This window comes from Micromonospora sp. NPDC049139 (assembly GCF_055586845.1).
Genome location: NZ_JBVJHK010000001.1, coordinates 476,212 through 503,159 on the forward strand (window position 1 = coordinate 476,212; position 26,948 = coordinate 503,159).

The window sequence follows — 26,948 nt, forward strand, 5'->3', positions numbered from 1 at the left end:
AGATTCATTCCAAAAGAATGGACTATGTTCATCACATGGCGTCCGACTTCGAGACTCAGCTGCGGGCGGTCTCGTTGCGCGTGACGCGGCCCCGGTTGGCGGTGCTCGCAGCGCTGCGCGACCATCCGCACGTCGACACCGACACGGTGATCGCCCTGGTACGGGCGGATCAGCCCACGGTCTCCCACCAGGCGGTGTACGACGTGCTGCGCGCGCTCACCGACGCCGGTCTGGTGCGGCGCATCCAGCCTGCCGGTGCGACCGCCCGGTACGAGTCCCGGGTGGGCGACAACCACCACCATGTCGTGTGCCGCTCCTGCGGCGCGATCGCCGACGTCGACTGCGCTGTCGGCCACGCTCCCTGTCTCACCGCCTCCGACGACCACGGCTTCACAGTCGACGAGGCGGAGGTCGTCTACTGGGGCACCTGCCCCGACTGTGCGACCGAACGCACCTCCCAGTGATTCGCCAGTTCGGAAGGAAGCAGATGAGCGACAACCAGGACAACGGCCCCTCCAGCGCGCAGGGCGTGGACAAGAAGGCGGCGGCCGGCTGCCCGGTCGCGCACGACTCCGTGACCGCGCACGGCAGTGAGAGCGAGAACCCGGCGATCGACTCGCCGGCCCCGAAGACCGGAGGTCGTCCGCGCACCAACCGGGACTGGTGGCCCAACCAGCTCGACCTCTCGGTGTTGCGTGCCCACTCGTCCAAGAGCAACCCGTTGGGCGAGAGCTTCAGCTACGCCAAGGAGTTCGCCAAGCTCGACGTCGAGGCCCTCAAGCAGGACATCATCAAGGTCCTCACCACCTCGCAGGACTGGTGGCCGGCCGACTTCGGCCACTACGGCGGCCTGATGATCCGGATGAGTTGGCACGCCGCGGGCACCTACCGCATCCACGACGGTCGCGGTGGCGCCGGCGACGGTGGTCAGCGGTTCGCTCCGCTCAACAGCTGGCCGGACAACGCCAACCTCGACAAGGCCCGCCGGCTGCTGTGGCCGGTCAAGCAGAAGTACGGCCAGAAGATCTCGTGGGCCGACCTGCTCGTGCTCGCCGGCAACGTCGCCCTGGAGTCGATGGGCTTCAAGACCTTCGGATTCGGCTTCGGCCGGGAGGACGTCTGGGAGCCCGAGGAGATCTTCTGGGGTCCGGAGGACGCCTGGCTCGGCGACGAACGCTACGTCTCCGAGAAGGAGATGGCGGCCGGCGTCGGGGCGACCGAGATGGGGCTCATCTACGTCAACCCGGAGGGCCCCCGCGGCAACGCGGACCCGGCTGCGGCGGCGCATTTCATCCGGGAGACCTTCGCCCGGATGGCGATGAACGACGAGGAGACCGTCGCCCTCATCGCCGGTGGCCACACCTTCGGCAAGACCCACGGCGCCGGCGTCGCCGACGACCACGTGGGTCCCGAGCCCGAGGCCGCCCCGCTGGAGGCGCAGGGCCTGGGCTGGCTGAGCACCTACGGCAGCGGCAAGGGCGCGGACACGATCACCAGCGGTCTCGAGGTGACGTGGACCGACCGGCCGACGCAGTGGAGCAACCGCTTCTTCGAGATCCTCTTCGGCTACGAGTGGGAACTCACCACGAGCCCGGGCGGCGCGAAGCAGTGGGTCGCCAAGGACGCCGAGGCGATCATCCCGGACGCCCACGACCCGTCGAAGAAACACAAGCCGACGATGCTCACCACCGACCTGTCGCTGCGCGTCGACCCGACGTACGAGAAGATCTCGCGCCGCTTCCTGGAGAACCCCGACGAGTTCGCGCTGGCGTTCGCCAAGGCCTGGTACAAGCTGCTGCACCGCGACATGGGTCCGGTCAGCCGCTTCCTCGGACCGTGGGTCCCCGAGGCGCAGCTGTGGCAGGATCCGGTGCCGGCCGTCGACCACGAGCTCGTGGGTGACGCCGACGTCGCCGCCCTCAAGGCGAAGGTCCTGGAATCCGGCCTCACGACCGCCCAACTGGTCTCCACCGCCTGGGCCTCAGCCGCCAGCTTCCGGTCCACCGACAAGCGCGGCGGCGCCAACGGCGCACGGATCCGTCTCGAGCCGCAGCGCAGCTGGGCGGTCAACCAGCCGGAGCAGCTCGCGACGGTCCTCGAGACCCTCGAGGGCATCCAGCGCGAGTTCAACGAGGCCGGCGGCGCGAAGATCTCGCTCGCGGACCTCATCGTGCTGGCCGGCTCGGCCGCCGTCGAGAAGGCGGCGCGCGACGCCGGCGTCGAGGTGACCGTGCCGTTCCACCCGGGCCGCACCGACGCCACTGCCGAGCAGACCGACGTCGAGTCGTTCCGGGTCCTCGAGCCGCGCGCCGACGGGTTCCGCAACTACCTGCGCCCCGGCGAGAAGACCCAGCCGGAGGTACTGCTCCTCGACCGTGCCTACATGCTCAACCTGACCGCGCCCGAGATGACCGTCCTCATCGGCGGCCTGCGCTCCCTCGGGGCCAACGTCGGCGGTACGCGGCATGGCGTCCTCACCGACCAGCCCGGCGTGCTCACCAACGACTTCTTCACCAACCTGCTCTCCCCGGGCATCCGGTGGAAGGCATCGGAGTCCGACGAGCACGTGTACGAGATCCGGGACCTGGCCACCGATGAGGTGAAGTGGACCGCCACCGCGGTTGACCTCATCTTCGGCTCCAACTCCCAGCTGCGGGCACTCGCGGAGGTCTACGCCAGCCAGGACGCGCACGACAAGTTCGTGGCCGACTTCGTCGCGGCGTGGGTCAAGGTCATGAACCTGGACCGGTACGACATCGCCTGATGTGCAGAGGGCCCGGGTCACCGAGGACGTGACCCGGGCCCTCTGCGTCCCGCGGGGTGGCCGGCCGTGGCCCGCGTCATCGATGCGCCCGTGCCGGATCAGCCGGGCCCTCGACCGCGTCGAGCCGCGATGGCGAGCAGGTCCCGGGCCGGTCCGGTGGGTCGCTGACCGGCCGGCCAGACCGCGCGGAGCGGCCGGCTGAGATCCACGCCGGTCACCGGGACCCGGACGAGACGTCCGGCGGCCAGCTCGTCGTCGATGGCCAGGTTGCTCAGGACGGCGGGGCCGGCGCCGGCGGCGACCGCCGCTCGCATCGCGCTCGTGGTGGACAGCTCCAGCAGTGGCGGAGCGAGCGGCGCGTGGCTGCGCAGGGCTGTTTCCAGGGCATGCCGGGTGCCGGAGGTGGGCTCCCGCTGCACCAGTCGGGTCGCGGCGAGTTCGGCGGCGTCGACCGGCCGGCGCCGCCGTGCCCACGGGTGGCGGGGATGCGTCACGACGGTGAGTTCGTCGCGGGCGACGATGCGTGAGTCCAGCCCGGTGGGTACGCGCGGCCCCTCCACGAAGCCGAGGTCCGCCGTGCCGTCGCCGACCGCCCGTGCGACGTCCGTGGAGTTCATCGCGTGCAGGCTGACGGCGGTCTGCGGCCGCTGCGCGGCGAGCCGGACGAGCCACGTCGGCAACAGGTGCTCCGCCACGGTGAGACTCGCCGCGACCCGCAGCCGTACGTCCCGCTCCGCGCGCAACGAGCGGATGCCGGCGTCGAGTGTCGCGGCCGCCTGCAGCACGTCGCGTGCCCAGTCAGCCACCAGCCGCCCCTCAGGCGTGAGCGTGGATCCACGAGGACCCCGCTCGACCAGGGGGAAACCGACGAGCCGCTCCATGGTGCGGACCCGAGCCGTGACGGCCGGCTGCCCGATCCCCCGTGCCTGTGCCGCCCGGCCGAGGCTTCCGGTGGCATCCACCAGCAGCAACAGCTCGAGCGCGTCCAGATCCGGCACCCGCGACAACTCCACGCCCAGACACTACGCCGACCCATCAGCCGCCCTGATGAGCCCATCACACTGAGCCACCTACCGGCCCGACCGCCGCTGCTGCACTGTCAAGGAGATCTCACTTTTCGGGAGGCACGGTGGTCGACGAAGACCCGAGCAGACCCACCCTCACGGCACCCGGCGCTGGCCGTCGGTGCGGGAAGGGTCGAGCGCATCCACCCGGGTCGGAACCACGCCGGCCGCCGGGCGCCGTCCCCGGACTGCTCCTGGTCGCCGCGGCCACCGCGGTGGCGTTCGCCGTCACGCGCATGCTGCCGGCCGTGCCCGCGTCGACGGTCGCCGTGGCGCTCGGGATGGTCGTGGTCAATCTCGGCGTGCACCGCCCGATGTTTCATGCCGGCACCCGGGTCGCCGCCGGACCCCTGCTGCGGCTCGCGGTGGTGCTCCTCGGCCTGCAACTGAGCCTCGGCGACCTGGCGCAGATCGGCGTCCCCGGCCTCGCCGTGGTGGTGGGCACCGTCGCGGTCACCTTCGCCGGCACCCGGCTGCTCGGACGACTGCTCGGCGTGTCCCGCGCCCGCTCGCTGCTGGTCGCCACCGGCTTCAGCATCTGCGGCGCCTCCGCGATCGCGGCGATGGAGAAGGTGACGGACACCGAGGACGACGACGTCCCCGCCGCGGTGGCGCTGGTCACACTGTGCGGCACCCTCGCGATCGCCCTGCTGCCGCTGCTGCGCGGCCCGCTGGCCCTGGACCCGGTCGCGTTCGGCGAATGGGTCGGCGCCAGCGTCCACGACGTCGGGCAGACGGTAGCCACCGCCAACCAGGTGCCCGGTGCGCTCACCACCGCCGTCACGGTGAAGCTGGCGCGGGTCGCGCTCCTCGCGCCTCTCGTGGCCGCGGTGGCCGTCGCCGCGCGCCGCGCCGCGGGAGGGGCACTGGGCGGGTCGGGCCGCCGGCCACCCGCGGTGCCGCTGTTCGTCGTCGGGTTCCTGGTCGCGGTCGGCCTCGCCAGCACCCCACTGGTCCCGGACCCGCTGGCGGACGCCGCGCGTCACGTGCAGCACGTGCTCCTCGTCGCCGCGCTGTTCGGGCTCGGCACCGGCATCCACCTGCCGACCCTCCGGCGCACCGGCGGCCGCACCCTGGCACTGGGACTGGCGAGCTGGGTCCTGGTGGCCGCCGCCGCCTACGTCGGCGTGCGACTCCTCGGCCGCTGACGGCCGACCGCCCCCATACCGCTGCCCGGGGCGGCCGAGGGCGGGTCGGGGAACACGCGAGGGGCGGACGGCCCGACGTCGGGCGCGAGCCGAAGGCCGAGCCGGCGGGTGTGCGCGGAGCCGGGTCGCCCGGCCGGATACCGTACCCGGGCGCGGGCCTGCCCGCGCGGGCCGTCGAGCGGTGGGAGGATCGGATGCGCCTGCACGTGGGGTGCGCGATGTGGACGCACAAGTCCTGGCAGGGACGCTTTCTGGCGCATCCGCTGCCGGCCCACGAGCGGCTGCGCGCGTACGCCGGCTGGTGCACCGCGGTCGAGGGGAACACCACCTTCTACGCGACCCCGGCCCGGGAGACGGTGGCGTCCTGGGCGCGGCAGACCGACCCCGACTTCCGGTTCGTGCTCAAGCTGCCCAAGACGGTCACGCACGAACGCCGGCTCACCGGCGCCGACGAGGAACTCCGGGTCTTCCTGGACGCGATCGAACCCCTCGGCCCACGGGCCCACGCCCTCTGGATCCAGTTACCCGGCTCGTTCGGCCCCGCCGACGTGCCGGCGCTCGCCCGCTTCCTGCGTGGGCTGCCCACCACCCACCGGTACGCCGTGGAGGTCCGCCACCCCGCGTTCTTCGACGACCCGCGGGCGGCGCTGACCCTGGAGGACACGCTCGTCACGGTCGGCGCGGAGTGGATCCCGTTCGACACCACCGCGTTCTTCCGCCAGCCGCCAACCAGCGACGCGGAACGGGAGGCGTGGACCAGGAAGCCACGTACGCCGCTGCGCACCCGCGCGCTGACCGACCGGCCGATCGTCCGGTACCTCGGCCGGGACGACCCCGCCCGGACGGTCGAGGGCTGGCAACCGTGGCTCGACGTCGTGACCGGCTGGCTGCGCGAGGGCCGCTCCCCGACCATGTTCGTGCACACCCCGGACAACGCCGACGCGCCCGACCTCGCCCGCAGGTTCCACGACGAGATCCGGGCGCGCCTGCCGGAGGTCGAACCGCTGCCCGAGCCGATCCCGGTCGGACCGTCGACCCTGTTCTGAGCCGAGGCGGGCTGGTCGGGCGGCAGCGGCACCATGGCAACGGCTCGTGCCCGGTCGCCCGCGCCGGGCATGGCGACGCACCGACGATGCCGAGTGGGGCGCAGGACCCCGACTACATGTGGTCCAGGCGGATGAACACCCGGTCGTGGACCTCCCAGGTCGCCCGCACGTCCGGGTGACGCTCGTCGTACGTGTCGCCCCGCATGATGCCCTGGCCGAAGGTCGTGAAGGGTCCGTCCTCCAGGTGGAGACGACTGGTGTAGATGCCTCGGGTGCCGTTGTTCCACGCGATGGTCATCGAGAGTTGCTCGCCCGCGACGGTGCCCGTGACGTCGTCGCACCGGACATTTCCCGAGTGGTTCGCGGTCCATCCCCTCGGGGGGCGACAGCCGCATCGGGTGTCCGGCGCCAGGTAACCGCCGCCCAATACGGCGGACGGTATTGAACCGGCATTGCCGGGCCCAGCGTTCTGTCGTATCCCCGGCTCCGGCCGAAGCGGACGTACGCCGAGGCGATCGAGTTCCGTGCGGCACTGCTACGGTCGCCGGCATGATCCAGGATCTGACGCGGGCCTACCTGGCAAAGGTCGATCATGAGTTGCCGGGCTATGTGCGGGGCCTCTACGTCGTCGGCTCCGCCGCGCTCGGCGCCTGGCAGCCGCGCGCCAGTGACGTGGACACCGTGATCCTGACGTCGCGGCCGGCCACCGGTGACGATCTGACCCAGCTCGCGAGGATCCACCGCGAGATGCCGGGGTCGCCACGCCTGGACGGCGTCTACCTCGCGCCGGCCCTGGCGCAGGTCTGGCCGATCGACAACCGGATCGTGCCGTTCGTGGTGAACGGCCACTTCACGCCCGACCGGCCGTGCGGCGAGCTCACTCCGGTGCTGTGGTTGACGTTGCGGCGGTACGGCATCCCGGTGCGTGGACCGGCCGTCGCAGACCTGGGGATACGGGTCGACCCGGAGCAACTGCGCCGGTACAACCTCGACAACCTGCGGGAGTACTGGAAGGCGACGGCGGCGAGGATCCCGGCCGCGTTGGCCGACGTGCCACCCGACCAGGTCGTGGACGCCGACACCGTCGGCTGGTTCGTGCTCGGCCCCGCACGACTGCACTACACGCTGGCCCACCAGGACGTCATCTCGAAGGCGGCCGCCGCCGAGTACCTCGCGGAACTGTTCCCCGCGTACGCCGATCTCGCGCGACGAGCGGTTCGCCGGCGTGCGGGTGAGCCGGAACAGTTCACCGCAGCGGACCTGGCCTCGGCGGGCCGCAGCGTCGACGCGGTGGCCGACGACGCGTGGCGCCGCTTCGCATGACCAGGGGTCCGCGTGCGCCGCGAACGCCTGCACGGCGGCCAGCCGCCCGACGGCCAGCCGCGCAGGATCCGGTCCCCTAATCCGGTCGGAGAGAACCGGCAGCCGCTGGTAGGTTCGCTCGCCGTGACGGCGACCAGAAGCGAACGACTCGGCGGGCGCTTCGCCCGGCTCTTGGCGGCCAGCACCACGTCGGCGCTGGGCAGCGGGATGGCGACGGTGGCGGCTCCGCTGTACGTGGCGGCGCAGACCGACGACCCGTTGGTCGTGTCGGCGGGCGCCGCGGTGGCGTGGCTGCCGTGGTTGCTCTTCTCGCTGCCCGGCGGGGTCCTCGCGGACCGGGTCGACCGGCGCCGGCTGATGATCGCCGTCGACTGGGTACGGGTCGCCGCCCTGGCGGTGCTGGCCGCCGCGATCGTCACCGGTCGGGCCGGGGTGGCGCTGCTGTACGCGGTGCTGTTCGTGGTGAACGCCGGTGAGGTGGTGTTCCGCACGGCCGCCCAGGCGGTGCTGCCGGCGGTGGTGCCGCGGTCGCGGCTGGAACGGGCCAACGGCTGGCTGGGCGCGGGCACCACAGTCATGCACAACATGGTCGCCGGGCCGCTCGGCGGGTTCCTCTTCGTGGTGGCGGCCGCCATCCCGTTCGGTGTCAACGCCGGCACGTACGCCCTCAGCGCCCTCCTCGTGGGCCTGATGGCCGGGTCGTACCGCGGGACGGCGGAGACGGGCGGACGCCGCTCGGTGCGCGCGGAGGTCGCCGAGGGGTTCCGCTGGCTGCTCTCCCACCGGCTGCTGCGCACCATGACCCTGCTGATCGGGCTGCTCAACCTCACCCTCACCGCGGCCCTCGCGGTGCTGGTGCTGCTCGCCACGCAACGGCTGGGCCTCGGTTCGGTCGGGTACGGCGCCCTCTTCACCTGCCTCGCGGTCGGTGGGCTGCTCGGCTCGGTCGTCGGGGACCGGCTCGTCGCCGCGGTCACCGCGACGTGGACCATCCGGATCGGCCTGCTGATCGAGGCGGGGCTGCACCTGGCGCTGGCCGCGTCCCGCAGCGCGGTGGTCGTCGGGGTGGCGCTGTTCGCGTTCGGGGTGCACGGCGCGTTGTGGAACATGGTGGCCAACTCGCTGCGTCAGCGGTTGACCCCGTCCGCCCTGCAGGGCCGGGTGGGCAGCACGACGCTGTTCATCGCCGCCGGCGGCAACTGCCTCGGCGCGCTGCTCGGCGGGGTGGTCGCCGCCCGGTTCGGGCTGACCGCGCCGTACTGGGTGGGGCTCGTGGTGGCCCTGGCGGTCATCGCGGTGACCTGGCGGGTCTTCGACCGGGCCACGGTCGCCGCCGCGTACGCCGATCCTGCCCCGGCGGCCCCGGACGCTCCCGCCACGATCGCCTGAGGAGGCCCGATGCCGTCGCTGTGCGTACCACCGCTGTTCGCCGCGCTGGAGCCCGCCCGCACCGTGCTGATCGCCGGCGCGGGTGGCGGTTTCGACGTGTACGCCGCGATCCCGCTGGCCGTCGCGTTACGCGACACCGGCCGGACCGTGCACCTGGCCAACCTCTCCTTCACCCAGCTCGAACTGCTCGACCTGGACGCCTGGCAGGCGGAGAACGTCGCCGCCGTCACCCCGGACACCGCCGGCCCGGACGACTACTTCCCGGAACGCGCGCTGGCCCGCTGGCTCGCCGCCAGCGACCAACCGTGCACCGTGTACGCCTTCGCGAGGGTGGGCGTGCGTCCGCTGCGCGCCGCCTACCGACACCTGGTCGACACGCTCGGCGTGGACGCGGTGGTGCTGGTCGACGGCGGCACCGACATCCTGATGCGCGGCGACGAGGCCGGCCTCGGCACCCCCGTCGAGGACATGACCAGTCTCGCCGCGGTCGCCGGGCTCGACGTGCCGGTGAAGGTGGTGGTCTGCCTCGGGTTCGGCATCGACGCCTATCACGGGGTGAACCACACCCAGGTGCTGGAGAACATCGCCGCCCTCGACCGCGACGGCGCGTACCTGGGCGCACTGTCCATCCCGGGCACCAGCCGGGAGGCGGAGCTGTACCGGGACGCGGTGGCGTACGGGCAGGCGGCCACGCCGCTGCGGCCCAGCATCGTGCACGGACAGATCGCCGCCGCCACCCGTGGCGCTGACGGGGACGTACACGGGACCCGCCGCACCCGGGGCAGCACACTGTTCGTCAACCCGCTGATGGCGATCTACTTCAGCTTCGACCTCGACGGTCTGGCCCGCCGTTCGCTCTACCTCGACCGCCTGGAGCACACCGTGGGCATGCGGCAGGTGGCGTCTCGGATCGAGGAGTTCCGCGACGAGATCGAGCGGCGCGCGCCCCGGGTCTTCCCGCACTGACCCGAGTCCGCGATGTCGCGAGGGTCCAGGCCGGCGTCGGCAGCGACTCAAGCTGACGCTGCCGTAACGGACCCACGGTGGAACTGTCCGCAGTAGAACGGCAGCGGGGGCGGTCGTGGGGCGAAGTGCCGCGCGACCGCGTCCTGGTCAGCGGCGAGGACCGAGACCGCGAAGGTCCCGGCCGCCACGACGCCGTCAAGGGTGCGGGTGCTCTTCTCGAGGCAGATCAGGATGAGGGGCGGGTCGAGCGAGACGGAGGTGAAGGAGTTGGCTGTCATCCCGTGCGGGTCAGTCCCGCCGACGGTGACGATGGTGACCCCGGTGGCGAAGGTGCCCAGGACAGGACGCAGTTGCGGGGTGTCCAGCGGGGACACCTCGGCGCCGGGAGGCGGTGACGGCGGCGGCATCAGCACGGCAGGAGCGTGCCTTCACCGGTTCGGCGCGCGAGGTCGAGAAGGGCCAGCTCGGAGGGCGGTTTCTCGGGGTCGTCGCACCACGTGGTCGTGTTGATCAGGCGGCGAGTGGTTTCCGCAGGCGCTCGGCTGGGGTTTCCCCGCCGAGCGTTTTGCGTGGGCGGAAGGCGACCGAGGCGCGGCAGCGAGCTCCGTAAGGGGGCGGCACACAAGATCCAACCGGTCGGACCGTGGCGCCGGCGGATGAGTCGGTTGCCGCACTTCGGACTGCACGGCTCACCGCAACGGCCAGATTGGTGAGGACGGTGTAACAGGTACTCACGTTCGTTGCGCTTGTGCTGGCAGGGGTGGAAGTCGCGCCGGCCACGTAGCCGGGGGCCAGACCTGTGTACCAGGCGGGATCTTCATCACGCGCCAGAGCGGCACTCCGGGTGGAAGGGGCCAATTGTGCATGATCTTTCTGCGATCGCCCGAGAGCGGGAGGTGCTTTCCGCCGTCGCCGATGCGATCGCAGCCGCGGCGGCCGGCAGGAGTTTGCGTGTGGCGGTCACATGCCCCGATTCGCACCTCACCTTCGTCGGTCAGCTCACGCGGGCGCTGCACGCTCGTGGCCTGGCATGCCGCTGCGTGGTTTCGAAGCCGAATCCGTCCGTCGCCGGCTTGCCGTCCCAAGACGGAGAACCTGAGTCGGCGCTTGCCGTGATCACCAGCGAACCGTTCGCGCAGACCGACGCTGACGTGCAGCGCGTGAACATCGACGTGATCGCTGGCGCGTCGCCGGCACCCCGACGGGTCGTCGGTCACGGCCAGGCAGGTGGCGGGACCCCGGATGCCGACACGCAGCCCGACGTCGTTCTCGAATATCACGAGCCAGCTCGGCTGATCCTCCGCCACATGGCGCCCCACCTGTCTCGTGCCGTGGCCGCATAGGTTCGCCGGGTTAGGCGAAGCCCCTTCACCACACAGGCCGATGGAGCCCGGAGCGCATACGCAGGGTGCCTGGGTGGCGGCCATTCACCAAGGGCCGGGCGAAGGACCGCTGTGTCGGGGACGGATCGGGCACGAGCCTCGGCCTGCCTGACCACGCTCAATCGCTGTCGGCGCCTCCTGACCGTCGCCGCTCCTCGCGCCACAACTCGTGTCCTCGCATCAGCCACCCAACCCAGAAGACCGCGAACAGGATCAGGAAACACGCGAACGGCACGATGGCGAGCACTGCCGCGATCGGCTGGATGCGGCCTCCGTCACCGTTCCATCCGCTCGCGGCGACCGTGCCGAGACCAGCGCACACGATCATGAGGAGGACAGGACCCGGCCGGTCAACCGGGTGCGGCTCACGGGGCAGGCGCAACTCCGACTCCTTCGTGGCACAAGAGGCGTCCATCACCGGCTTTCGCCAGCAGTGTTGCAGCACGAAGGCAGAGATCAAAGACCAAGAATTCGGCGTACGGGTCGACTCATCCGTCGCTTACCACGTCAGGCGTCGCGGCCAGCGGAACGCCAACTCCCGGACACCGGCAACCGCTGGCGGGGTCCGCTGTAGCCCTCAACTTAAACCGCCGAGCGGGTGTGGGCCGACGAGGTCGCGGACATGGCTCAGCACTAATTTCCATCTTTCGATGATGTTGGTACTGTGCTGCGGTGTCTCCCCCTCGCACCGTCAGCACGCCACCGGGCGACCGCTCCCTGACCGTCGAATCCACGCGTTCCACATTCCGGCGATGGCAGCTCGCACGCTTCGGCGAACCCGGTCTCGCGTGGCTGATGCTGTTGCCTTCGGTGGCGATATTCGCCCTGTTCGTGTTCTGGCCACTCGGGCGAACCCTCTATCTGTCCGTGCACGGGAACGACATCTTCGGCGCCCCGTCCGAGTACGTCGGCGGGGAGCACTACCGGGAGATGCTGTCCGGGGAGTTCGGCAAGGTGCTGGCCACGACGGCGCTGTTCACGCTGTTCTCCGTGGTGCCGGCCGTCCTGGGCGCGCTCTTCGTGGTGCTGCTACTGGAGGCGCGCATACGCGGGGTACGGGTGCTGCGCACCGCGTTCGCGCTGCCGTTCGCGTTCTCGGTGGCGACCGCGTCGGTTGTCTTCGCCGTCATCTACAACCCGGCGATCGGAGTGGCGAACGGCCTGCTCGGATACCTCGGGATCGACCGGGTCAACTGGCTCACCGACCCGTCGATCGCGCTGCCCGCCGTCTGCGTCGCCACGGTGTGGATGAACTTCGGTTACAACATCCTCGTGCTCTCCGCCGGGGTATCGGCCATCTCGCCCGAGGTGGTCGAGGCGGCGCGGCTGGATGGCGCGACCGGTTGGCGGCTGGCGTCGCGGATAACCGTGCCGCTGCTCTCCCCGCAACTGTTCTTCCTCGTCGTGGTGTCCACGATCCACGCGTTGCAGAGCTTCGGGCAGATCCACATCCTGACCAAGGGCGGACCGGACCAGGCCACGACGACGCTGGTCTACTCGATCTACGAGAAGGCGTTCGCCTTCGGTTCCGCCGACTTCGGCGCGGCCAGCGCGCAGGCCGTCGTACTGCTGGTCATCATGCTCGGCTGCACGGCCGTCCAATTCGGCATCCTCGAACGGCGGGTCCACTACCGATGAAGAAGCCCAGCCTCGGGCAGGCCGCCGTCTACGTCGTGCTCGGCCTGGCCGCGATCCCCGTTCTGTTCCCGGTCTACTACGGCTTCGTCGGCGCCGTCATGGGCCCCGGTGACCTGGCGACCTACCCGCCCGCGCTGGTGCCGCAGGAGCTGCACTGGCAGAACATCAGGGACGTGTTCCGCTCGGTGCCGCTCGGCCGTTTCTACGTGAACTCCGCCGTCCAGGCCGGGGTCATCACGGTGGCACAGGTCGTCACCAGCATCTTCGCCGCGTACGCCTTCGCGTTTCTTCGCCTGCCCGCGAAGGCGGCGACCTTCGGCCTGTTCCTTGCCACCCTCATGGTGCCGTGGGAAGCGATCATCATTCCCAACTACCTGGCCATCTCCGGCTGGGGCCTGACGCGGGGTGGGCTGACGTACCTCGGCCTGGTGCTGCCCTTCCTCGCCTCGGCGTTCGGCACGTTCCTGCTGCGTCAGGCGTTCCTGCAGTTCCCGACCGAGCTGCGGGACGCCGCAGTGATCGACGGGTGCGGTCACTGGCGCCTGTTGTGGCGGGTCGTCGTGCCCCTCTCCAAGCCCTCGATCGCGGCGGTCGGGGTCTACGTCTTCCTCTCGGCGTGGAACCAGTACTTCTGGCCGCTGATCCTGATCCGCGACACCGAATTCCAGACGCTTCAGATCGGCATCTCCCAGCTCAACGACGCCGAGGCGGCGCAGCCGGGTCTCGTCCTCGCCGGCGTCGCGCTCTCCCTGCTCCCCACGCTGGCCGTCGTGATTCTCGGTCAGCGCCACATCGTCCGCGGCCTGACCGCCGGCGCGCTGCGTTGAACCTTCGAGAAGGAGAGAACCAATGAGAAGACCTCGGCTCCGCCGGACCACAGCGGCGCTCGTCGCCCTCGTGGCCGCCGCCGCGCTCACGGCCTGCGGCGACTCCGGATCCGGCACCGACAGCGGCAGTGACGCGCTCGACGCCCCCGGTGCCGAGGTGCTGGAGAAGGCCACGGAGAAGACCACGATCGAGTTCTGGCATGCGATGAAGGGGGCCAACGCCACCGCCGTCGACCAGCTCATCGCCGACTTCAACGCGCAGAGCGGGGGCAAGGTCGAGGTCAAGGCGGTCTTCCAGGGAAGCTACGACGAGACGATCGCGAAGTACAAGGCCTCGGTCCAGCAGAAGAGCACACCGGCCCTGGTGCAGATCTACGACATCGGCAGCCGCTTCATGGTCGACTCCAAGCAGGTCGTGCCGATGCACAAGTTCATCGAGAAGGACGGCTTCAACGCGGCCGACATCGAGCCGAACATCGCCAGCTACTACTCCGTCGACGGCAAGATGTGGTCGATGCCGTTCAACTCCTCGACGCCCCTGCTCTACCTCAACAAGGAGGCGTTCGAGCGCGTCGGCCTCGACCCGACGAAGCCACCGAGCAACCTCACCGAGATCGGCGACCTGGCGAAGAAGCTGACCGTCAAGGACGCCAGTGGCAAGACGGTCCAGTACGGCTTCGGCGCCGCCATCTACGGGTGGCTGCTGGAGCAGTTGCTCGCCACCGACGGCAAGGAGTACTGCGACAACGGCAACGGGCGTACGGGCCTGGCCTCGAAGGTGCAGTTCGACCAGGAGACGGCCGTGCGTGTCGCGCAGTGGTGGACGGACCTGGTGAAGGGCGGCTACGCGACGAACACCGGCCGCAAGACCGACGACGCCCAGGCGGCGTTCAAGGCGGGCACGGTCGCCATGCACCTGGAGTCCACCAGCGTGTTGCGCGGCTACGTCGACGCCGCGAAGGGCAGGTTCACCGTCCTCACGGCCCCGTACCCGAAGGTGAGCAGTTCGTCCACGGGTGGACCGATCATCGGTGGCGCCTCCCTGTGGATCAACGGCGTCGGTCACGGCGCCAAGGAGAAGCGCGCCGCGTGGGAGTTCGTGAAGTTCGCCTCCACCCCGGCCCAGCAGGCCAAGTGGCACACCAGCACCGGGTACGTGCCGATCAACGCCAAGGCGCTCGACGAACAGATCGACAAGGACTGGATGGCGAAGTTCCCCCAGTTCCGCACCGCGGTCGACCAGCTGCACGCGCTGCCGCCGTCGGTCGCGTCGGCCGGTTGCCTGCTGGGCGTGATGCCGCAGGCCCGCAAGGCGTCCGAGGACGGCCTGGAGGCGGCGATCGTCGGTAGCAAGCCGGCCGACCAGGCCATGAAGGACGCCGCGACGAGCGTGCAGGGCGCCATCGACAGTTACAACAGGTCGGTCAGCTGATCATCGCGTCACGACCGGGCCGGTCCGGTCACGGGGAAGGGCCAGCTCCGAGGGCACTGGCCCTTCTCGGTGCCGGTCGCCTGCGCGGCGGGGGGACGCTGGTGCCTCGCCGGGGCGGCACACCTGCTGCCGTCACCCGGCTGCGTTACCGCCCACGGCGCTCGGACGCAGGGGGCGTCGCCTCGACCAGACGCCGCGTGATCCACAGTGGTGAGGTGACGGCGTTGCCCATGACGACGGCGTGGGCCCCGGCCGCAAAGGCCTGCCGGACCTGCTGCGCCGTGCGGTAGCGACCCTCCGCTATCACCGGCACCTCCAGCCGCTCGGCGAGCTGGGCGACGAGTCGTAGGTCGGGGCCCTCCGTCGGCGGGCTGGTCGGCGTGTAGCCGGAGAGTGTCGTGGCCACCGCGTCGGCACCGGCGTCGACCGCGGCCAGGGCCTCGGCCAGGGTGGAGATGTCGGCCAGCACCAGGGCGGCGGTGCGCGAGTGCACCGCGCGTACCGTGTCGGCGAAGCTGCCCGCGTCCGGGCGGGGCCGGTCGGTGGCGTCGACGGCCACGACGTGCGCCCCGGCCGTGGCGGCCCGCACCGCGTGTGCCGGGGTCGGGGTGATCATCACTCCGGTGGTGCCGTGTTTGACCAGGCCGATCACGGGCACGTCGACGGCGGCGCGGATCGCCGCGATGTCGTCCGGCCCGTTGGCGCGGATCGCCACCGCACCGCCCGCCGCGGCCGAGGCGGCCACCCGGGCCTGCACGTAGGCGTCCCGCATCGGGTCGTCGGGCTCGTCGGGCAGCGGCTGGCAGGACACCACCAGACCACCCCGCATGACGTCGAAGACCGTCACCTGTCCTCCATCGCCATTCGGGCCGCGCCGATCGCCACGGCGTTGTCACCGAGCGCCGACGGCAGCAGCGGTACGTGGGACCAGGCCGGGAGCACTTCCGCCTGGTAGGCGCGGGTCGCCGCGGACAGCACCGCCGGCGCCGCGCCGCCGGCCAGGACGACCGCCGCCGGGTCGAGCAACGCGACGAGTCCGGCCAGGGCCGCGCCCAGCGTCTCGCCGGCATGATCCAGCACGCGCTGGGCGGCGGCTTCGCCGGCTGCGGCCCGGGCGGCGACCTCCCGCCCGCTCACCTGCTCACCGGCGGCCAGGGCGTAGGCGGCGGCGATCCCGCTGCCGGACGCCACGGCCTCCAGGTGCCCCCGGTGCCCACAGCCGCAGCGCAGCTGCCCCGCGCCGGGAACCGGCAGGTGGGCGACCTCGCCCGCCGCCCCCCGGGCGCCGCGTTCGAGGCCGCCGCGCCAGACCAGAGCCCCGCCGAGGCCGGTCCCGACGGCGAGCAGGAGCAGGTGCTCCCGGCCGCGCCCCGCGCCCGTCCACGCTTCCGCGAGCGCGGCGGCGTTCACGTCGTTGTCGACGTGCACCCGGCGGCCCAGTCGGGCGCCCAACTCGTCGGCGATCCTGGTGCCGGCCCAGCCGGGCAGGCTGTCCGTGGCGTACCGGACGGTGCCGGTGGCCGGATCCAGCGTGCCGGCGGCACCCACCCCGATGCCCGCGACCCGGCCGCCGTCCAGGAGCCGCCCGGCCAGTTCGGCGGCCGTGTCGAGCACCATCGCCGGCCCGTGTCGGGCGGGTGTGGGGGCCTGGACCCGGGCGGCCACCCGCCCGTCGGGGGTGAGCAGCAGGGCGATCGTCTTCGTGCCCCCGATGTCGATGCCGAGATACGCGACGTCCGCGTTCCCCGTGGCGAAGCTGTCGATCATGGTTCCGTTTCTCGGGGTGACCGGTGATTGTCGTGTAGTCCTGGTCGAACTCTCGCAGGCCTGGTTTCGGCCCAGACCGCAAGTTACGCTACGGCGGATCAGCGGCGTGTACCGGGATCGGGTGCCCGCCGCCCGCCCGCTGCAATCCGTCCGCGTCCGCCAGGGCGTCGCGTCGCCGCCGGCGCTGGTCGAGGTTCTTGGTCCGGGGCGACTCTGGGCAAGTTACGGCCCCGGCCGCAACAATCGAGCCACACTCCATCGATCAGTGAAGGAGACCGATGAAACGGACAGGACTGCGGTCCGCCGCCCTGCTCACCGCCGGCGGGCTGCTCGCCGGCTTGCTCGTCGCCACCGCCGGCGGCGCGGTGAACGCCGCCCCGCCGCCGGCTCCCGCCCCGATCGTCGGCGCGGAACAGGACCTGGGCCACGCCATCAATTCGCGGGTGCTCTCGCAGTACCAGGCGCAGGGCGTCGACCAGCAGGGGCGCCCACAGGCCTACTGGGTGACCGCCGGCAACAGCGAGGTCACGGCGATGTTCCAGGTCACGGACATCCGGTCGGGGAAGGTGGTCTTCGGCCAGCGACTGCCCTCCGGTACCGGTAGCTGGGCGGTCACCTTCGCCAGGCCGCAAGGTGCCGTCTACTTCGGCATGACCAACGGCGCCGTCTACACCTGGTCCCCCGGGGACACCTCGGTCACGTCCCTGGGCGTGCCGTACCCGGACGAGCAGATCTGGCGGATGGCCGCGGCGCCGGACGGTGTCGTCTACGGCGGGACGTACCCCAGCGGAAAGCTCTTCTCCTACGACCCCGCCACGAAGCGGTTCACCGATCACGGTCAGATCGTTCCCGGGGAGACCTACGGCCAGGCGCTCGCGATCGACGACCGGTACGTCTACTTCGGCACCAAGCCGAACGCGAAGCTGGCCCGCTTCGACCGCGCCACCGGCGAGGTGCGGCCGATCACGCTGCCCGCCCAGTACGCGGACGAGGAGGCCGTCTACGACCTCACCCTCGCCGGGGGATACCTGTTCATCCGGCTCGACCACTCCAGTGACCTGCTCGTCTACCGCCTCAGCGACGGGGTCGTCGTGAACATCGTCCCCGCGATCTCCGGTCGGATGGTCTCCGAAACCGATGCCACGGGCCGGTACGTCTACTTCCGCATGGTGGCCGACGGCATCGTCCGGTACGACCTCCAGACCCACACCTACACGCCGGTCGGCTGGAAGCCGAACGCGCTGCCGGGCAGTTGGGAATGGGTCGACCTGGCCGACCCGGCGTGGCCCGGACCGACCCTGTCGATGACGTACTACTACGGCCGCGTCTACCTGTGGAACCCGCAGACTCGGCTGACCCGGTACATCGGCGAGCAGGACCTGGAGGGCGCCCCCAACCCGATCCAGGCGATGGGGACCGGGCCGGACGGATCGGTCTACATCGGCGGGTTCCTGTCCCCACCCGGCATGGCGCGCTTCGACCCGGCCGACGACTCCATGACCCTGCTGTCCGGCGCCGGGCAGGTGGAGGGTTTCGGAACCCGCGGCGACCACCTGCTCTACGGTCGCTACCCGGACGGCAACCTGCTCTCCTACGACACCACCAGGCCGTGGGCGTACGGGTCCAACCCGGCTCCCAGGACAGTCCTGGGCGACGAACAGCAGCGGGCGCAGGCCTTCGTCGACCTGGGTGAGACGGTCGCCGTCGGCAGCATCCCCCGCGCGGGTCGCCTCGGCGGCGCCCTGAGCTTCTGGACGCCGTCGACCGGTGCCGTGCAGACCTACCGGGACATCGTGCCGCAGCAGAGCGTCGTCAGCCTGGTCGAGCACGACGGACTGCTCTACGGCGGCACCTCCGTCAACGGCGGGTACGGCATCGAGCCGACCGCCACCGAGGCCGAACTGTTCGTGTTCGATCCGCAGACCCGGCAGGTGGTCGAGCGCGTGGTCCCCGCGCCCGGCGGCTCGGCCGTGAACGCGCTGGTCGTCGACCCGTCCGGCACCATCTGGGGCCTGTCCGACGGCACGTTGTTCACCTTCGATCCGGCGACCCGCGCGGTCACCAGGTCGGAACGGCTCTTCCCGAACGAGACGACGATGTACGGCCACGAGCGGGGTCTCGTCCGCGCCGACGACGGCTTCTTCTACGCGTCGGTGTCCGACAGCCTCTGGCGGATCGACCCGGCGACGTGGGACGCCGTCGAGCTGGCCGCCGGCCGGGTGGCGTTCCTCACCAAGGGCGGCGACGGCAACCTCTACTACGGTCGGGTGTCCCGCCTGTACCGGTGGAACTTCACGCTCCCGGCGGTGTGCAGCCGCGTCGTCAGTGGCAGTTACGCGGGGCCGCTCGACATCACGACGGGGACCACCTGCCTGCGGGATGCCACGGTGTCCGGGCAGGTGTCGGTGGGCGACGGGGCGACGCTGGTGGTCCGGGACAGCACCGTCGAGGGACCGGTCGTGGCCCGACGGGCCGCCGGCGTGACCGTACGGGACAGCTCGGTGGTCGGGCCGCTCTCCGCCACCGGCACCACCGGTGACTTCAGGCTGGTCGACTCGTCGGTGGCGGGGCCGGTGACCGTGGTCGACGGACGAGGGCCGTCGGTTCTGGCGGGCAACGTCATCGAGGGCCCCCTGCGCTGCACCGGCAACGAGCCGGCGCCGCAGGACGACGGTCAGCCGAACGCGGTGACCGGCCCCGTGCAGGGGCAGTGCGCCACGCTCTGACCTCACATGCCCACGGCCGGCGCTCAGGATGCCATCCGGAGCGCCGGCCGCAGCGCGCCGGGCCAGGTGCGGAGGTCGGGGCTCGTCCCGCTCACCGCGCCGGGGCACCGGGGTGCGTCCGACGGAGCGAACCCGATCAGAGTCCGCAAGGGTGCGGGCGGAGGGGAGCGACTCGCACAGAAACCGGTTACAGTGCTCGGACCGGACCACACGACGACAGGAGGTGCCCCGGTGACGAGCATCAGCGACCACCAGCCGGCAGACGCCCGATCCGACTGGGAGTCACGGATCGCGTTGCGCAGCGACGAGGCGGGCACGACCGACGGCACGCCCGTCCTCGCCCCGCCGGAAGGTCTGGCGGCGGTCGCCGGAGTCCACCACGTCCGTCTCTCGTGGTCCCCGGTGCCCGGCGCGGTGGGTTACCTGGTGCACCGCGCGCCGGTGCGCGACGGCGCCGCCGACGGCGAGCTGACCCCGATCGACCACCTCGGCGGTGACGTCCTCGCCATCCCCGACACCTGGTACGTCGACACCACCGGCGAGCCCGGCCAGTCGTACGCCTACGCGGTCGCCGCCGTCCCCGAGGTCACCGTCACCGGCCCGCTCGGGGCACGGGTGACCTGCGCGTCACTGCCCGCCACCGGCGTCGCCCCGACCGTCGTCCTCCAGGTCGACGCGGCCGCGCACGGCGCCGCGCTGGCCCGGCCGTGGCAACCGATGATCGGTAGCGAGCGGCTGTCCCAGCTACTCTGCACGGACACCTCCGGCGGCCGGCAGATCGGCGGCGAACTGCTCGCCGCGCTGCGCCGCATCCGCGACGAGATCGGCGTCGAGACGGTGCGCGCGCACTCGATCCTCCACGACGACCTCGGCGTCTACCGGGAGGTCGACGGCGAGCCGGTGATCGACTTCTCCGGCGTCGACCGGGTCTACGACCTGCTCCTGTCCGTCGGGCTGCGACCGGTCGTCGAGATCGGCTTCATGCCCCGCGACCTGGCCAGCGACCCGGAGCGGACGGTCTTCGAGTACCGGGGGGTCATCTCCCCACCGAAGGACTGGGACCGCTGGGGCGAGTTGGTCCGCGCCCTCGTCGCGCACCTGCTCGACCGGTACGGCGAGGAGGTGCTGGGCTGGGACTTCGAGGTGTGGAACGAGGCCAACCTGGAGGTGTTCTGGTCGGGCACCCGTGAGGAGTGGATGCGGCTCTACGACGTGACCGCCAAGGCGGTCAAGGACGTCGACCCCCGGATCCCCGTCGGTGGGCCGTCGTCCGCCGCCGCCGGCTGGGTCGACGCGCTGCTGGAGCACGTCCGGCGCTCCGGCGCTCCGGTCGACTTCGTCTCCACACACACCTACGGCAGCCCGCCGCTGGACCTGCGCCCCACCCTGGAACGGCTCGGCTTCGGGCACGCCCGCATCCTGTGGACCGAGTGGGGCGTGACGCCCACCCACTTCCACCCGGTCAACGACGGCACCTCCGCGGCAACGTTCCTGCTCACCGGCATGCGCTCGGCAGCGGGCCGGGTGGACGCCCTGTCCTACTGGGTGGCCAGCGACCACTTCGAGGAGTTGGGCCGACCGCCGCGGCTGCTGCACGGCGGCTTCGGCCTGATCACCGTCGGCGGGATCGCCAAGCCCCGCTACCACGCGCTACGGATGCTCAGCCGGCTCGGCGAGACCGAGCTGCCGGTGCGCGCCGGCGGGGACGGCGCCGGCGGCCTCGTCCAGACCTGGGCCAGCCGGCGCGCGGACGGCAGCCTGGCCGTCCTCGTGTGGTCGTCCACGCTGGACCAGTCCAAGCGCGACGGCGACCCGGCGCTCGCCCGCCGGATCCGCCTGGTCGTCGACGGCGCGGCCGGCCGGGCCGTGACCGCCACCCGGCTCGACCGCGAGCACGGCGACATCACCACCCTGGCCGAGCAGCTCGGCATCACCGAGTGGCCGGTCGGGGAGCAGTGGGACGCGCTGCGCGCCGTCGACGCGCTACCGATCGAGGAGGTCGCCACCGCCGTCGAGGGCACGGCGGCGGTGGTGGAGCTGCACCTGCCGCAGCCGGGCGCGGTGCTCGTCGAGGTGGCCGGAGGCTGACCGTGCGGCCGAACCCTCCGCCGCCCGACGCCACGACGTCCGGCGCGGCCACGCCCACGGCCGGCGGCTCCACGTCCGCCGGCCTTCGGGCGGGCCGCGAGCCCCCGGGCCTGCCGGCGCGGGGACACGGTCACGGCATCCGGGTACGGGCAGGTCGCGGGCAGGTCGACGTCGACTGGGATCCGGTGCCCGGCGCCGCCGGCTACCTGGTGCACCGGGCCGACGGCGACGGCCCGTACCGGGTGGTCGACCATCGCGGCGGTGACCTGCTCGCGGTGCCCGGCCCGCCGTACGCCGACACGACCGTCGAGCCCGGGCGGCGCGTACGGTACGCGGTGCGCCCGGTGCTCGACCCGGACCGGCCCGGCGACGGTCCGCTGGGGCCGGGATCGGCGCCGGTCACGGCCCGCGACGGCGGTGACGCGGTGGTCGGGGTGACCGTCGACGCCGCCCGCCCGGTCGGGCCGGTGCCCCGCCCGTGGCGGGACATGGTCGGCTCGGAGCACCTGAGCCTGCTGCTCTGCACCGACCGGGTGGGCGGCGAGGAGATGGGGGCCGGGCTGGCCGCCGCGCTCGGCCGGGTGCGCCGCGAGCTGAGCGTCGAACGGGTCCGCGCGCACGGCATCCTCGGCGACGACCTGGGCGTCTACCAGGAGGTCGACGGCCGCGCGGTGCACGACTTCACCGGCGTCGACGCCGTGCTCGACGCACTCGCCCCGACCGGCCTACGGCCGGTGCTGGAGCTGTCGTTCGTGCCGCGGGCGCTGGCCCGCGACCCGTCCCGCGAGGTCACCGCGGCGGGCGTGTCCAGCCCGCCCCGCGACTGGGACCGGTGGGCGGCGTTGGTCGGCGGCCTCATCCGGCACCTGCGGGCCCGAGTCGGCGACGCAGAGCTGCGGCGGTGGGCGGTCGAGGTGTGGAACGAACCGGACCTGGACTGCTTCTGGACCGGCACCCGCGAGGACTACCTGCGGATGTACGACGTGACGGCCAGGGCGGTGCACGAGGCCTGCCCCGGCCTGCCGGTCGGCGGGCCGGCGACCGCCGCGACGAGATGGATAGAGCCGTTCCTCGACCACGTCGACGCCTCGGGCGCGCCGCTGGATTTCCTCTCCACCCATGTCTACGGCAGCCCGCCGCTGGACCTGCGACCGGCCCTGGAGCGGCACGGTCGGGCCGGCACCCCACTGCTCTGGACGGAGTGGGGCCCCTCCCCCACCCACTTCGCGCCGGTCAACGACTCGGTGCTCTCGGCCGCCTTCGTGGCCACCGGGATGCAGGAGGCGGCCGGCCGGGTCGCGGCGCTGGCCTGCTGGGTGGCGAGCGACCACTTCGAGGAACTGGGCCGTCCGCCCGCGCTGCTGCACGGCGGGTTCGGGCTGCTGTCGGTAGGCAACCTGGCCAAGCCCCGGTTCTGGGCACTGTGGATGCTGGAACAGCTCGCGCCCGTGCAGCTCGCCGCCCGGCTCGACGGGGACGGCGCGGGAACGCTGGTGCGGGCCTGGCCGTCCGTCGACCCGGACAGCGGGCGGGTCGCCGTGGTGCTCTGGAACGGCACGCTGGACCAGGGCGTGCTGGGCCGGCCCGACCAGCGCCGCCGGCTGAGCCGTACGGTGCGGCTGCGCATCGACGGGCTGCCCGCAGCTGGGTACGAACTCCGGCACCGCCGGCTGGACGAGCGGACGTCGAACCTCGCCGCGACCGCGCGCCGGCTCGGCGTCGACGGCTGGCCCACCGAGGAGCAGTGGGCCGGGCTGCGGGCCGCCGACACCCTCGCCGACGCGGGACCGCCGGTCACCGTCGCGCCGGACGGCGGCTGCCTGCGGCTGCCGCTGACCCTGCCCCTGCCGTCCCTCGCCCTGGTGGAGCTGACCCCGCGATGACCCACACCGGACCATGGTGGCGGGAAGCCGTCACCTACGAGGTGTATCTGCGTTCCTTCGCCGACGCCGACGGCGACGGCCTCGGGGACCTGCCCGGTCTGCGTTCCCGGCTGCCCTACCTGGCCGCGCTCGGCGTGGACGCCGTCTGGGTCACCCCGTTCTATCCCAGCCCCGACCGCGACGCCGGGTACGACGTCACCGACCACCGCGATGTCGACCCCCGGCTCGGCACCCTCGCGGACGTGGACCGCCTCGTCGCCGACGCGCACCGGCTCGGCCTGCGGGTGCTGGTCGACCTGGTGCTCAACCACGTCTCCTCGGCCCATCCGTGGTTCGTCACCGCCCGCGCCGCCGGCCCCGGCTCGCCGGAGCGGGCCCGGTTCCACGTCCGGCCCGGCCGCGGCCCGGCCGGTGCTGAGCCGCCGAACAACTGGCGGTCCATCTTCGGCGGCTCGGCGTGGACGCCGTTCGGCGACGGCGAGTGGTACCTGCACCTGTTCGACACCGAGCAGCCCGATCTGCGCCACGAGCACCCGGAGGTGGCGGCCGACGCGCTGGCCACGCTGCGGTTCTGGCTGGACCGCGGGGTCGACGGCGTCCGCTTCGACGCGGCCGGCTCGCTGTGGAAGGACCCCGACTACCCGGAGCTGCCGCCCGGCTGGCAGCCCGGTGACCCGGCGCCGTACAGCGACCGGGACGAGGTGCACGAGATCTACCGCCGGTGGGCGCGGGAGCTGGGGTCCTACCCGGGTGACCGGCTCGGCGTGGCGGAGACCTGGGGCGGGCCGGAGGTGCTCTCGCCCTACCTGCGCCCCGACGAGCTGGGGCAGGCGTTCGCGATGGACCCGCTCTACTGGCCGTTGCGGCCGCAGCCGTGGCGCGAGGGCGTCGAGGCGCTCCTGGCCGCCACCACCCGGCACGGGCGGCTGCCCACGTGGGTGCACGGCAGCCACGACGTACGGCGAGCGGCCGACCGGTGGGGACCGGACGGCGCGCGGGCGGTGCTGCTGATGATGCTGGCGCTGCCCGGCGCGGTCTACCTGTACGCCGGGGACGAACTCGGCCTGCCCGACGTCGCGCTGCCCGACGACGCGATCCGCGACCCGGTGTTCCGCCGCTCCGGCGGCGTGGACCGGGGACGCGACGGCGCCCGGGTGCCGCTGCCGTGGACCGCAGGCCCGGCGCCGTACGGTTTCGGCCCGGCCGGGTCCAGGCCGTGGCTGCCCCAGCCGTCGGGCTGGGGAGCGCGCTCGGTGGCCCGCCAACGCCACGACCGGACGTCGACGCTGGCCCTGGCCCGGGCGGCGCTGCCGCTGCGCGGTACCTGCTGGCGGGGTCGACCGGCGCGGCTGTCCTGGCGCGAGGCGCCGGCCGGCTGTCTCGCCTTCCGGCGCGGCGCCGGCGGGCCGACCTGCCTGGTGAACCTCGGTGACGGGCCGGTCGACTGGCGGCCCTACGGGGACCGGGTCCTACTCGCCAGCGGCGCGGCGGGGGCCGACAAGCTGCCGGCCCGCTCGACCGCCTGGCTGGCCTGACCGGCCGGCCTCCCCTCCCCCGTCACCGTGGGGAGGCCGGTCGGGGCCCGGGGGCCGCCGGGCAATGGCGGGCGCCCTGATGTCAGGCCGACGGCGTGCTCTCCCTGCCGGTGGCTTCCGCGAACGGGTTGGGGATCGAGTCGAGCAGCAACCTGGTGTAGTCGTCCCGGGGGGCGCCGATCACCTCGCGGGTCGGGCCGCGCTCCACCAGGATCCCCTGGTGGAGCACCAGCACCTCGTCGGCGAGCAGCCGGGCGCTGAGCAGGTCGTGGGTGATGTAGAGCATCGCCAGCCGCCGCTCTCGGACCAGCTCGCCGAGCAGCTCCAGGATCTCGGCGCGGATCGACACGTCCAGCATGGAGATCGGCTCGTCGGCGATCAGCACCTGCGGGTCGGGGGCGAGGGCCCGGGCGGTCACCACCCGCTGCCGCTGCCCGCCGGAGAGCTGGTGCGGCAGCTTGTCGAGGAACTGCCCGGCCGGGGCGAGCCCCACCCGCTCCAGCAGCTGGGCCGCGCGCTCCCGGACGGCGTCGCCGCGCAGCCCGGCGAAGTTGACCAGCGGCCGGGACAGGGCGTACGCCACCGTGCGGGTCGGGTTCAGCGCGCTGAACGGGTCCTGGAAGACCATCTGCACGTGCCGCCGGTAGTCACGCAGGGCCCGGCCGCGCAGCCGGTCCACCCGGATCCCGTTTCCGGAGCCGCCGGTGAACCGCACCTCGCCGGCGCTGGGGCGTTCCACCCCGGTGATGATCCGGGCGATCGTCGACTTGCCGCTGCCGCTCTGCCCGACCAGGGCGGTCACCGCGCCGGGGCGCAGCGCGAAGGACACCTCGCGGACGGCCTCGACGGTGCTGGTGCGCAACCCGCGCCGGCTCGGGTAGCGCTTGCTCACGTTCTCCACGGACAGCACCGCGTCGCCCTCGCCCGCGGGAGTGTCGGCCTGCCGGGTCAGGGTGCCGGCGGCCGGGAAGTGGCTGTCGAGGGTGGCGGCGGCGCCGAGGGTGACGACCGGCAGCCGGTCCTCCTGGGCGACCAGGCAGCGGACCAGCCCGCCGTGGTCGGGGAGCAGCTGCGGGTGCGTCGCCCGGCAGGCGTCCTCGGCGTGCGGACAGCGCGGGGTGAAGAGGCAGCCGGTGTGCGGCCGGGACAGGTCCGGTGGCCGGCCGGGAATGTAGGTGACCCGCACGTCCGGCAGCCGGGGGTCGGCGTACGAGCCGAGCAGGCCGCGCGTGTAGGGGTGCCGTGGCTCGTGGAGCATGTCGGCGGCCCGCCGGTCCTCCACGATCTCGCCGCCGTACATCACCATCACCCGGTCGGCCATGTCGAGGACGGTGCCCAGGTCGTGGCTGATGAACAGCACCGCGAAGCCGAGCTCGCGGCGCAGCTCGGCCAGCCGGGTGAGGATCTCGCGCTGCACCACCACGTCCAGCCCGGTGGTGGGCTCGTCGAGCAGCACCAGCTTGGGACGCAACGCGAGCGCGAGGGCCAGCGCCACGCGCTGTTTCATGCCGCCGGAGAGCTCGTGCGGGTACGCCCGGAGCACCCGCCGGTCCAGGGCCACCAGCTCGAGCAGCTCGATGGCCCGTTCAGTGACGTCGCCGGGCACCTTGTGCGCGGCGAAGGTGTCGGCGAACTGCGCCTGGACCCGGATCACCGGGTTGAGCGAGTTCATGCTGCTCTGGAAGACGGTGGACAGGTCCGCCCAGCGCAGCTCCCGCAACTGCTCCTCGCCGGCGGTGGTCAACTCGACGCCGTCGAAGGTGACCCGGCCACCGGTGATGCGGGCCGGCGGGGAGAGCAGCCGCAGCACGGCGTTGCCGAGCGTCGACTTGCCGCAGCCGGACTCGCCGAGCAGGCCGACGAACTCGCCCTCGGCGACGGTGAACGAGACGTCGTGCACGGCCCGGTTCGCCGGCAGGTCGCGGGGCGTGTACGTGACGGTGAGGTGGTCCACCTCGAGCAGGGTCATG

General features: G+C 72.4%; 22 protein-coding genes. 15 read left to right on the top strand and 7 right to left on the bottom strand.

Annotated elements, in window-relative coordinates; genetic code table 11:
- Positions 1-35 precede the first annotated feature (35 nt).
- Both ACZ6Q9_RS02155 and katG read left to right on the top strand, forming a co-directional pair.
- On the top strand, positions 36-464 hold the full coding sequence (locus ACZ6Q9_RS02155; protein ID WP_393453872.1) for a Fur family transcriptional regulator: 429 nt from the start codon (positions 36-38) through the stop codon (positions 462-464).
- Between the two features lie 23 nt (positions 465-487).
- The gene (katG, locus tag ACZ6Q9_RS02160; protein WP_393453870.1) at positions 488-2,764 is read left to right on the top strand and encodes a catalase/peroxidase HPI; all 2,277 of its coding nucleotides are present in this window, start codon (positions 488-490) and stop codon (positions 2,762-2,764) included.
- A 98-nt stretch (positions 2,765-2,862) separates the two neighbouring features.
- Here katG and ACZ6Q9_RS02165 read toward each other — a convergent pair whose 3' ends face one another.
- Positions 2,863-3,777, bottom strand: coding sequence for a LysR family transcriptional regulator (locus ACZ6Q9_RS02165; protein WP_396826774.1), 915 nt, complete (start codon positions 3,775-3,777; stop codon positions 2,863-2,865).
- 116 nt (positions 3,778-3,893) lie between these two features.
- On the opposite strand from ACZ6Q9_RS02165, the gene ACZ6Q9_RS02170 reads away from it, so the two are divergent.
- Both ACZ6Q9_RS02170 and ACZ6Q9_RS02175 read left to right on the top strand, forming a co-directional pair.
- Positions 3,894-4,976: a YeiH family protein gene (locus ACZ6Q9_RS02170; protein ID WP_396826772.1), complete on the top strand. Its 1,083-nt coding sequence runs from the start codon at positions 3,894-3,896 to the stop codon at positions 4,974-4,976.
- A gap of 218 nt (positions 4,977-5,194) precedes the next feature.
- A complete protein-coding gene (locus ACZ6Q9_RS02175; protein WP_393264462.1) occupies positions 5,195-6,022 on the top strand; it encodes a DUF72 domain-containing protein in 828 nt (275 codons plus the stop codon).
- Positions 6,023-6,134: 112 nt separating this feature from the next.
- Here ACZ6Q9_RS02175 and ACZ6Q9_RS02180 read toward each other — a convergent pair whose 3' ends face one another.
- On the bottom strand, positions 6,135-6,320 hold the full coding sequence (locus tag ACZ6Q9_RS02180; RefSeq protein ID WP_393453862.1) for a hypothetical protein: 186 nt from the start codon (positions 6,318-6,320) through the stop codon (positions 6,135-6,137).
- Positions 6,321-6,571: 251 nt separating this feature from the next.
- On the opposite strand from ACZ6Q9_RS02180, the gene ACZ6Q9_RS02185 reads away from it, so the two are divergent.
- The 3 genes from ACZ6Q9_RS02185 to ACZ6Q9_RS02195 all read left to right on the top strand — a co-directional run bounded on the left by ACZ6Q9_RS02185 (position 6,572) and on the right by ACZ6Q9_RS02195 (position 9,700).
- On the top strand, positions 6,572-7,345 hold the full coding sequence (locus tag ACZ6Q9_RS02185) for an aminoglycoside adenylyltransferase domain-containing protein (protein ID WP_396826770.1): 774 nt from the start codon (positions 6,572-6,574) through the stop codon (positions 7,343-7,345).
- A gap of 123 nt (positions 7,346-7,468) precedes the next feature.
- The gene (locus ACZ6Q9_RS02190; RefSeq protein ID WP_393453856.1) at positions 7,469-8,734 is read left to right on the top strand and encodes an MFS transporter; all 1,266 of its coding nucleotides are present in this window, start codon (positions 7,469-7,471) and stop codon (positions 8,732-8,734) included.
- A gap of 9 nt (positions 8,735-8,743) precedes the next feature.
- Positions 8,744-9,700 (top strand): DUF1152 domain-containing protein, encoded by a 957-nt coding sequence (locus ACZ6Q9_RS02195; protein WP_396826767.1) that lies wholly within the window; start codon positions 8,744-8,746, stop codon positions 9,698-9,700.
- A gap of 47 nt (positions 9,701-9,747) precedes the next feature.
- On the opposite strand, the gene ACZ6Q9_RS02200 is transcribed toward ACZ6Q9_RS02195, so the two are convergent.
- On the bottom strand, positions 9,748-10,107 hold the full coding sequence (locus tag ACZ6Q9_RS02200; protein ID WP_393454409.1) for a flavin reductase family protein: 360 nt from the start codon (positions 10,105-10,107) through the stop codon (positions 9,748-9,750).
- Between the two features lie 453 nt (positions 10,108-10,560).
- On the opposite strand from ACZ6Q9_RS02200, the gene ACZ6Q9_RS02205 reads away from it, so the two are divergent.
- Positions 10,561-11,043, top strand: coding sequence for a hypothetical protein (locus tag ACZ6Q9_RS02205; protein WP_396826765.1), 483 nt, complete (start codon positions 10,561-10,563; stop codon positions 11,041-11,043).
- A gap of 157 nt (positions 11,044-11,200) precedes the next feature.
- Here ACZ6Q9_RS02205 and ACZ6Q9_RS02210 read toward each other — a convergent pair whose 3' ends face one another.
- Positions 11,201-11,542: a hypothetical protein gene (locus ACZ6Q9_RS02210; protein WP_393449349.1), complete on the bottom strand. Its 342-nt coding sequence runs from the start codon at positions 11,540-11,542 to the stop codon at positions 11,201-11,203.
- 335 nt (positions 11,543-11,877) lie between these two features.
- Between ACZ6Q9_RS02210 and ACZ6Q9_RS02215 the strand changes: the two genes are divergently transcribed.
- The 3 genes from ACZ6Q9_RS02215 to ACZ6Q9_RS02225 are packed head-to-tail and all read left to right on the top strand — an operon-like array spanning position 11,878 to position 14,979.
- Positions 11,878-12,720 carry a carbohydrate ABC transporter permease gene (locus tag ACZ6Q9_RS02215; RefSeq protein ID WP_393265993.1) on the top strand — a complete coding sequence of 281 codons (843 nt, stop codon included), beginning with the start codon at positions 11,878-11,880 and terminating at the stop codon, positions 12,718-12,720.
- Positions 12,717-13,547, top strand: a complete 831-nt coding sequence (locus ACZ6Q9_RS02220; RefSeq protein ID WP_393449343.1) for a carbohydrate ABC transporter permease — start codon at positions 12,717-12,719, stop codon at positions 13,545-13,547. The genes ACZ6Q9_RS02215 and ACZ6Q9_RS02220 overlap by 4 nt, the downstream gene beginning before the upstream one ends.
- A 22-nt stretch (positions 13,548-13,569) precedes the next feature.
- Positions 13,570-14,979, top strand: coding sequence for an ABC transporter substrate-binding protein (locus ACZ6Q9_RS02225; protein ID WP_393449340.1), 1,410 nt, complete (start codon positions 13,570-13,572; stop codon positions 14,977-14,979).
- A gap of 145 nt (positions 14,980-15,124) precedes the next feature.
- On the opposite strand, the gene ACZ6Q9_RS02230 is transcribed toward ACZ6Q9_RS02225, so the two are convergent.
- A complete protein-coding gene (locus tag ACZ6Q9_RS02230) occupies positions 15,125-15,826 on the bottom strand; it encodes an N-acetylmannosamine-6-phosphate 2-epimerase (protein WP_393449337.1) in 702 nt (233 codons plus the stop codon).
- Positions 15,823-16,746, bottom strand: a complete 924-nt coding sequence (locus ACZ6Q9_RS02235) for an ROK family protein (protein ID WP_393265983.1) — start codon at positions 16,744-16,746, stop codon at positions 15,823-15,825. The genes ACZ6Q9_RS02230 and ACZ6Q9_RS02235 overlap by 4 nt, the downstream gene beginning before the upstream one ends.
- A 278-nt stretch (positions 16,747-17,024) precedes the next feature.
- Between ACZ6Q9_RS02235 and ACZ6Q9_RS02240 the strand changes: the two genes are divergently transcribed.
- The 4 genes from ACZ6Q9_RS02240 (at position 17,025) to ACZ6Q9_RS02255 (ending at position 24,978) form a co-directional block, all read left to right on the top strand.
- Positions 17,025-19,472: a hypothetical protein gene (locus ACZ6Q9_RS02240; RefSeq protein ID WP_396826761.1), complete on the top strand. Its 2,448-nt coding sequence runs from the start codon at positions 17,025-17,027 to the stop codon at positions 19,470-19,472.
- A 231-nt stretch (positions 19,473-19,703) separates the two neighbouring features.
- Entirely contained in the window at positions 19,704-21,560 is a 1,857-nt protein-coding gene (locus ACZ6Q9_RS02245; RefSeq protein WP_393449328.1) for a GH39 family glycosyl hydrolase, read from the top strand.
- 2 nt (positions 21,561-21,562) lie between these two features.
- Complete coding sequence (locus ACZ6Q9_RS02250) at positions 21,563-23,443, top strand: GH39 family glycosyl hydrolase (protein WP_396826759.1); 1,881 nt, start codon at positions 21,563-21,565, stop codon at positions 23,441-23,443.
- Complete coding sequence (locus tag ACZ6Q9_RS02255; protein WP_396826757.1) at positions 23,440-24,978, top strand: alpha-amylase family glycosyl hydrolase; 1,539 nt, start codon at positions 23,440-23,442, stop codon at positions 24,976-24,978. Before ACZ6Q9_RS02250 ends, ACZ6Q9_RS02255 begins: the two co-directional genes overlap by 4 nt.
- 82 nt (positions 24,979-25,060) lie before the next feature.
- Here the strand turns inward: ACZ6Q9_RS02255 and ACZ6Q9_RS02260 are convergent, their stop codons facing one another.
- Positions 25,061-26,947: an ABC transporter ATP-binding protein gene (locus ACZ6Q9_RS02260; protein ID WP_396826755.1), complete on the bottom strand. Its 1,887-nt coding sequence runs from the start codon at positions 26,945-26,947 to the stop codon at positions 25,061-25,063.
- Position 26,948: the final 1 nt, after the last annotated feature.

Coding starts and splice junctions, on each gene's coding strand:
- ACZ6Q9_RS02155 (WP_393453872.1), top strand. CDS start 36: ATGGCGTCCGACTTCGAGACTCAGCTGCGGGCGGTCTCGTTGCGCGTG.
- katG (WP_393453870.1), top strand. CDS start 488: ATGAGCGACAACCAGGACAACGGCCCCTCCAGCGCGCAGGGCGTGGAC.
- ACZ6Q9_RS02175 (WP_393264462.1), top strand. CDS start 5,195: ATGTGGACGCACAAGTCCTGGCAGGGACGCTTTCTGGCGCATCCGCTG.
- ACZ6Q9_RS02180 (WP_393453862.1), bottom strand. CDS start 6,320: ATGACCATCGCGTGGAACAACGGCACCCGAGGCATCTACACCAGTCGT.
- ACZ6Q9_RS02185 (WP_396826770.1), top strand. CDS start 6,572: ATGATCCAGGATCTGACGCGGGCCTACCTGGCAAAGGTCGATCATGAG.
- ACZ6Q9_RS02195 (WP_396826767.1), top strand. CDS start 8,744: ATGCCGTCGCTGTGCGTACCACCGCTGTTCGCCGCGCTGGAGCCCGCC.
- ACZ6Q9_RS02200 (WP_393454409.1), bottom strand. CDS start 10,107: ATGCCGCCGCCGTCACCGCCTCCCGGCGCCGAGGTGTCCCCGCTGGAC.
- ACZ6Q9_RS02215 (WP_393265993.1), top strand. CDS start 11,878: ATGCTGTTGCCTTCGGTGGCGATATTCGCCCTGTTCGTGTTCTGGCCA.
- ACZ6Q9_RS02220 (WP_393449343.1), top strand. CDS start 12,717: ATGAAGAAGCCCAGCCTCGGGCAGGCCGCCGTCTACGTCGTGCTCGGC.
- ACZ6Q9_RS02225 (WP_393449340.1), top strand. CDS start 13,570: ATGAGAAGACCTCGGCTCCGCCGGACCACAGCGGCGCTCGTCGCCCTC.
- ACZ6Q9_RS02235 (WP_393265983.1), bottom strand. CDS start 16,746: ATGATCGACAGCTTCGCCACGGGGAACGCGGACGTCGCGTATCTCGGC.
- ACZ6Q9_RS02240 (WP_396826761.1), top strand. CDS start 17,025: ATGAAACGGACAGGACTGCGGTCCGCCGCCCTGCTCACCGCCGGCGGG.
- ACZ6Q9_RS02255 (WP_396826757.1), top strand. CDS start 23,440: ATGACCCACACCGGACCATGGTGGCGGGAAGCCGTCACCTACGAGGTG.
- ACZ6Q9_RS02260 (WP_396826755.1), bottom strand. CDS start 26,947: ATGACCCTGCTCGAGGTGGACCACCTCACCGTCACGTACACGCCCCGC.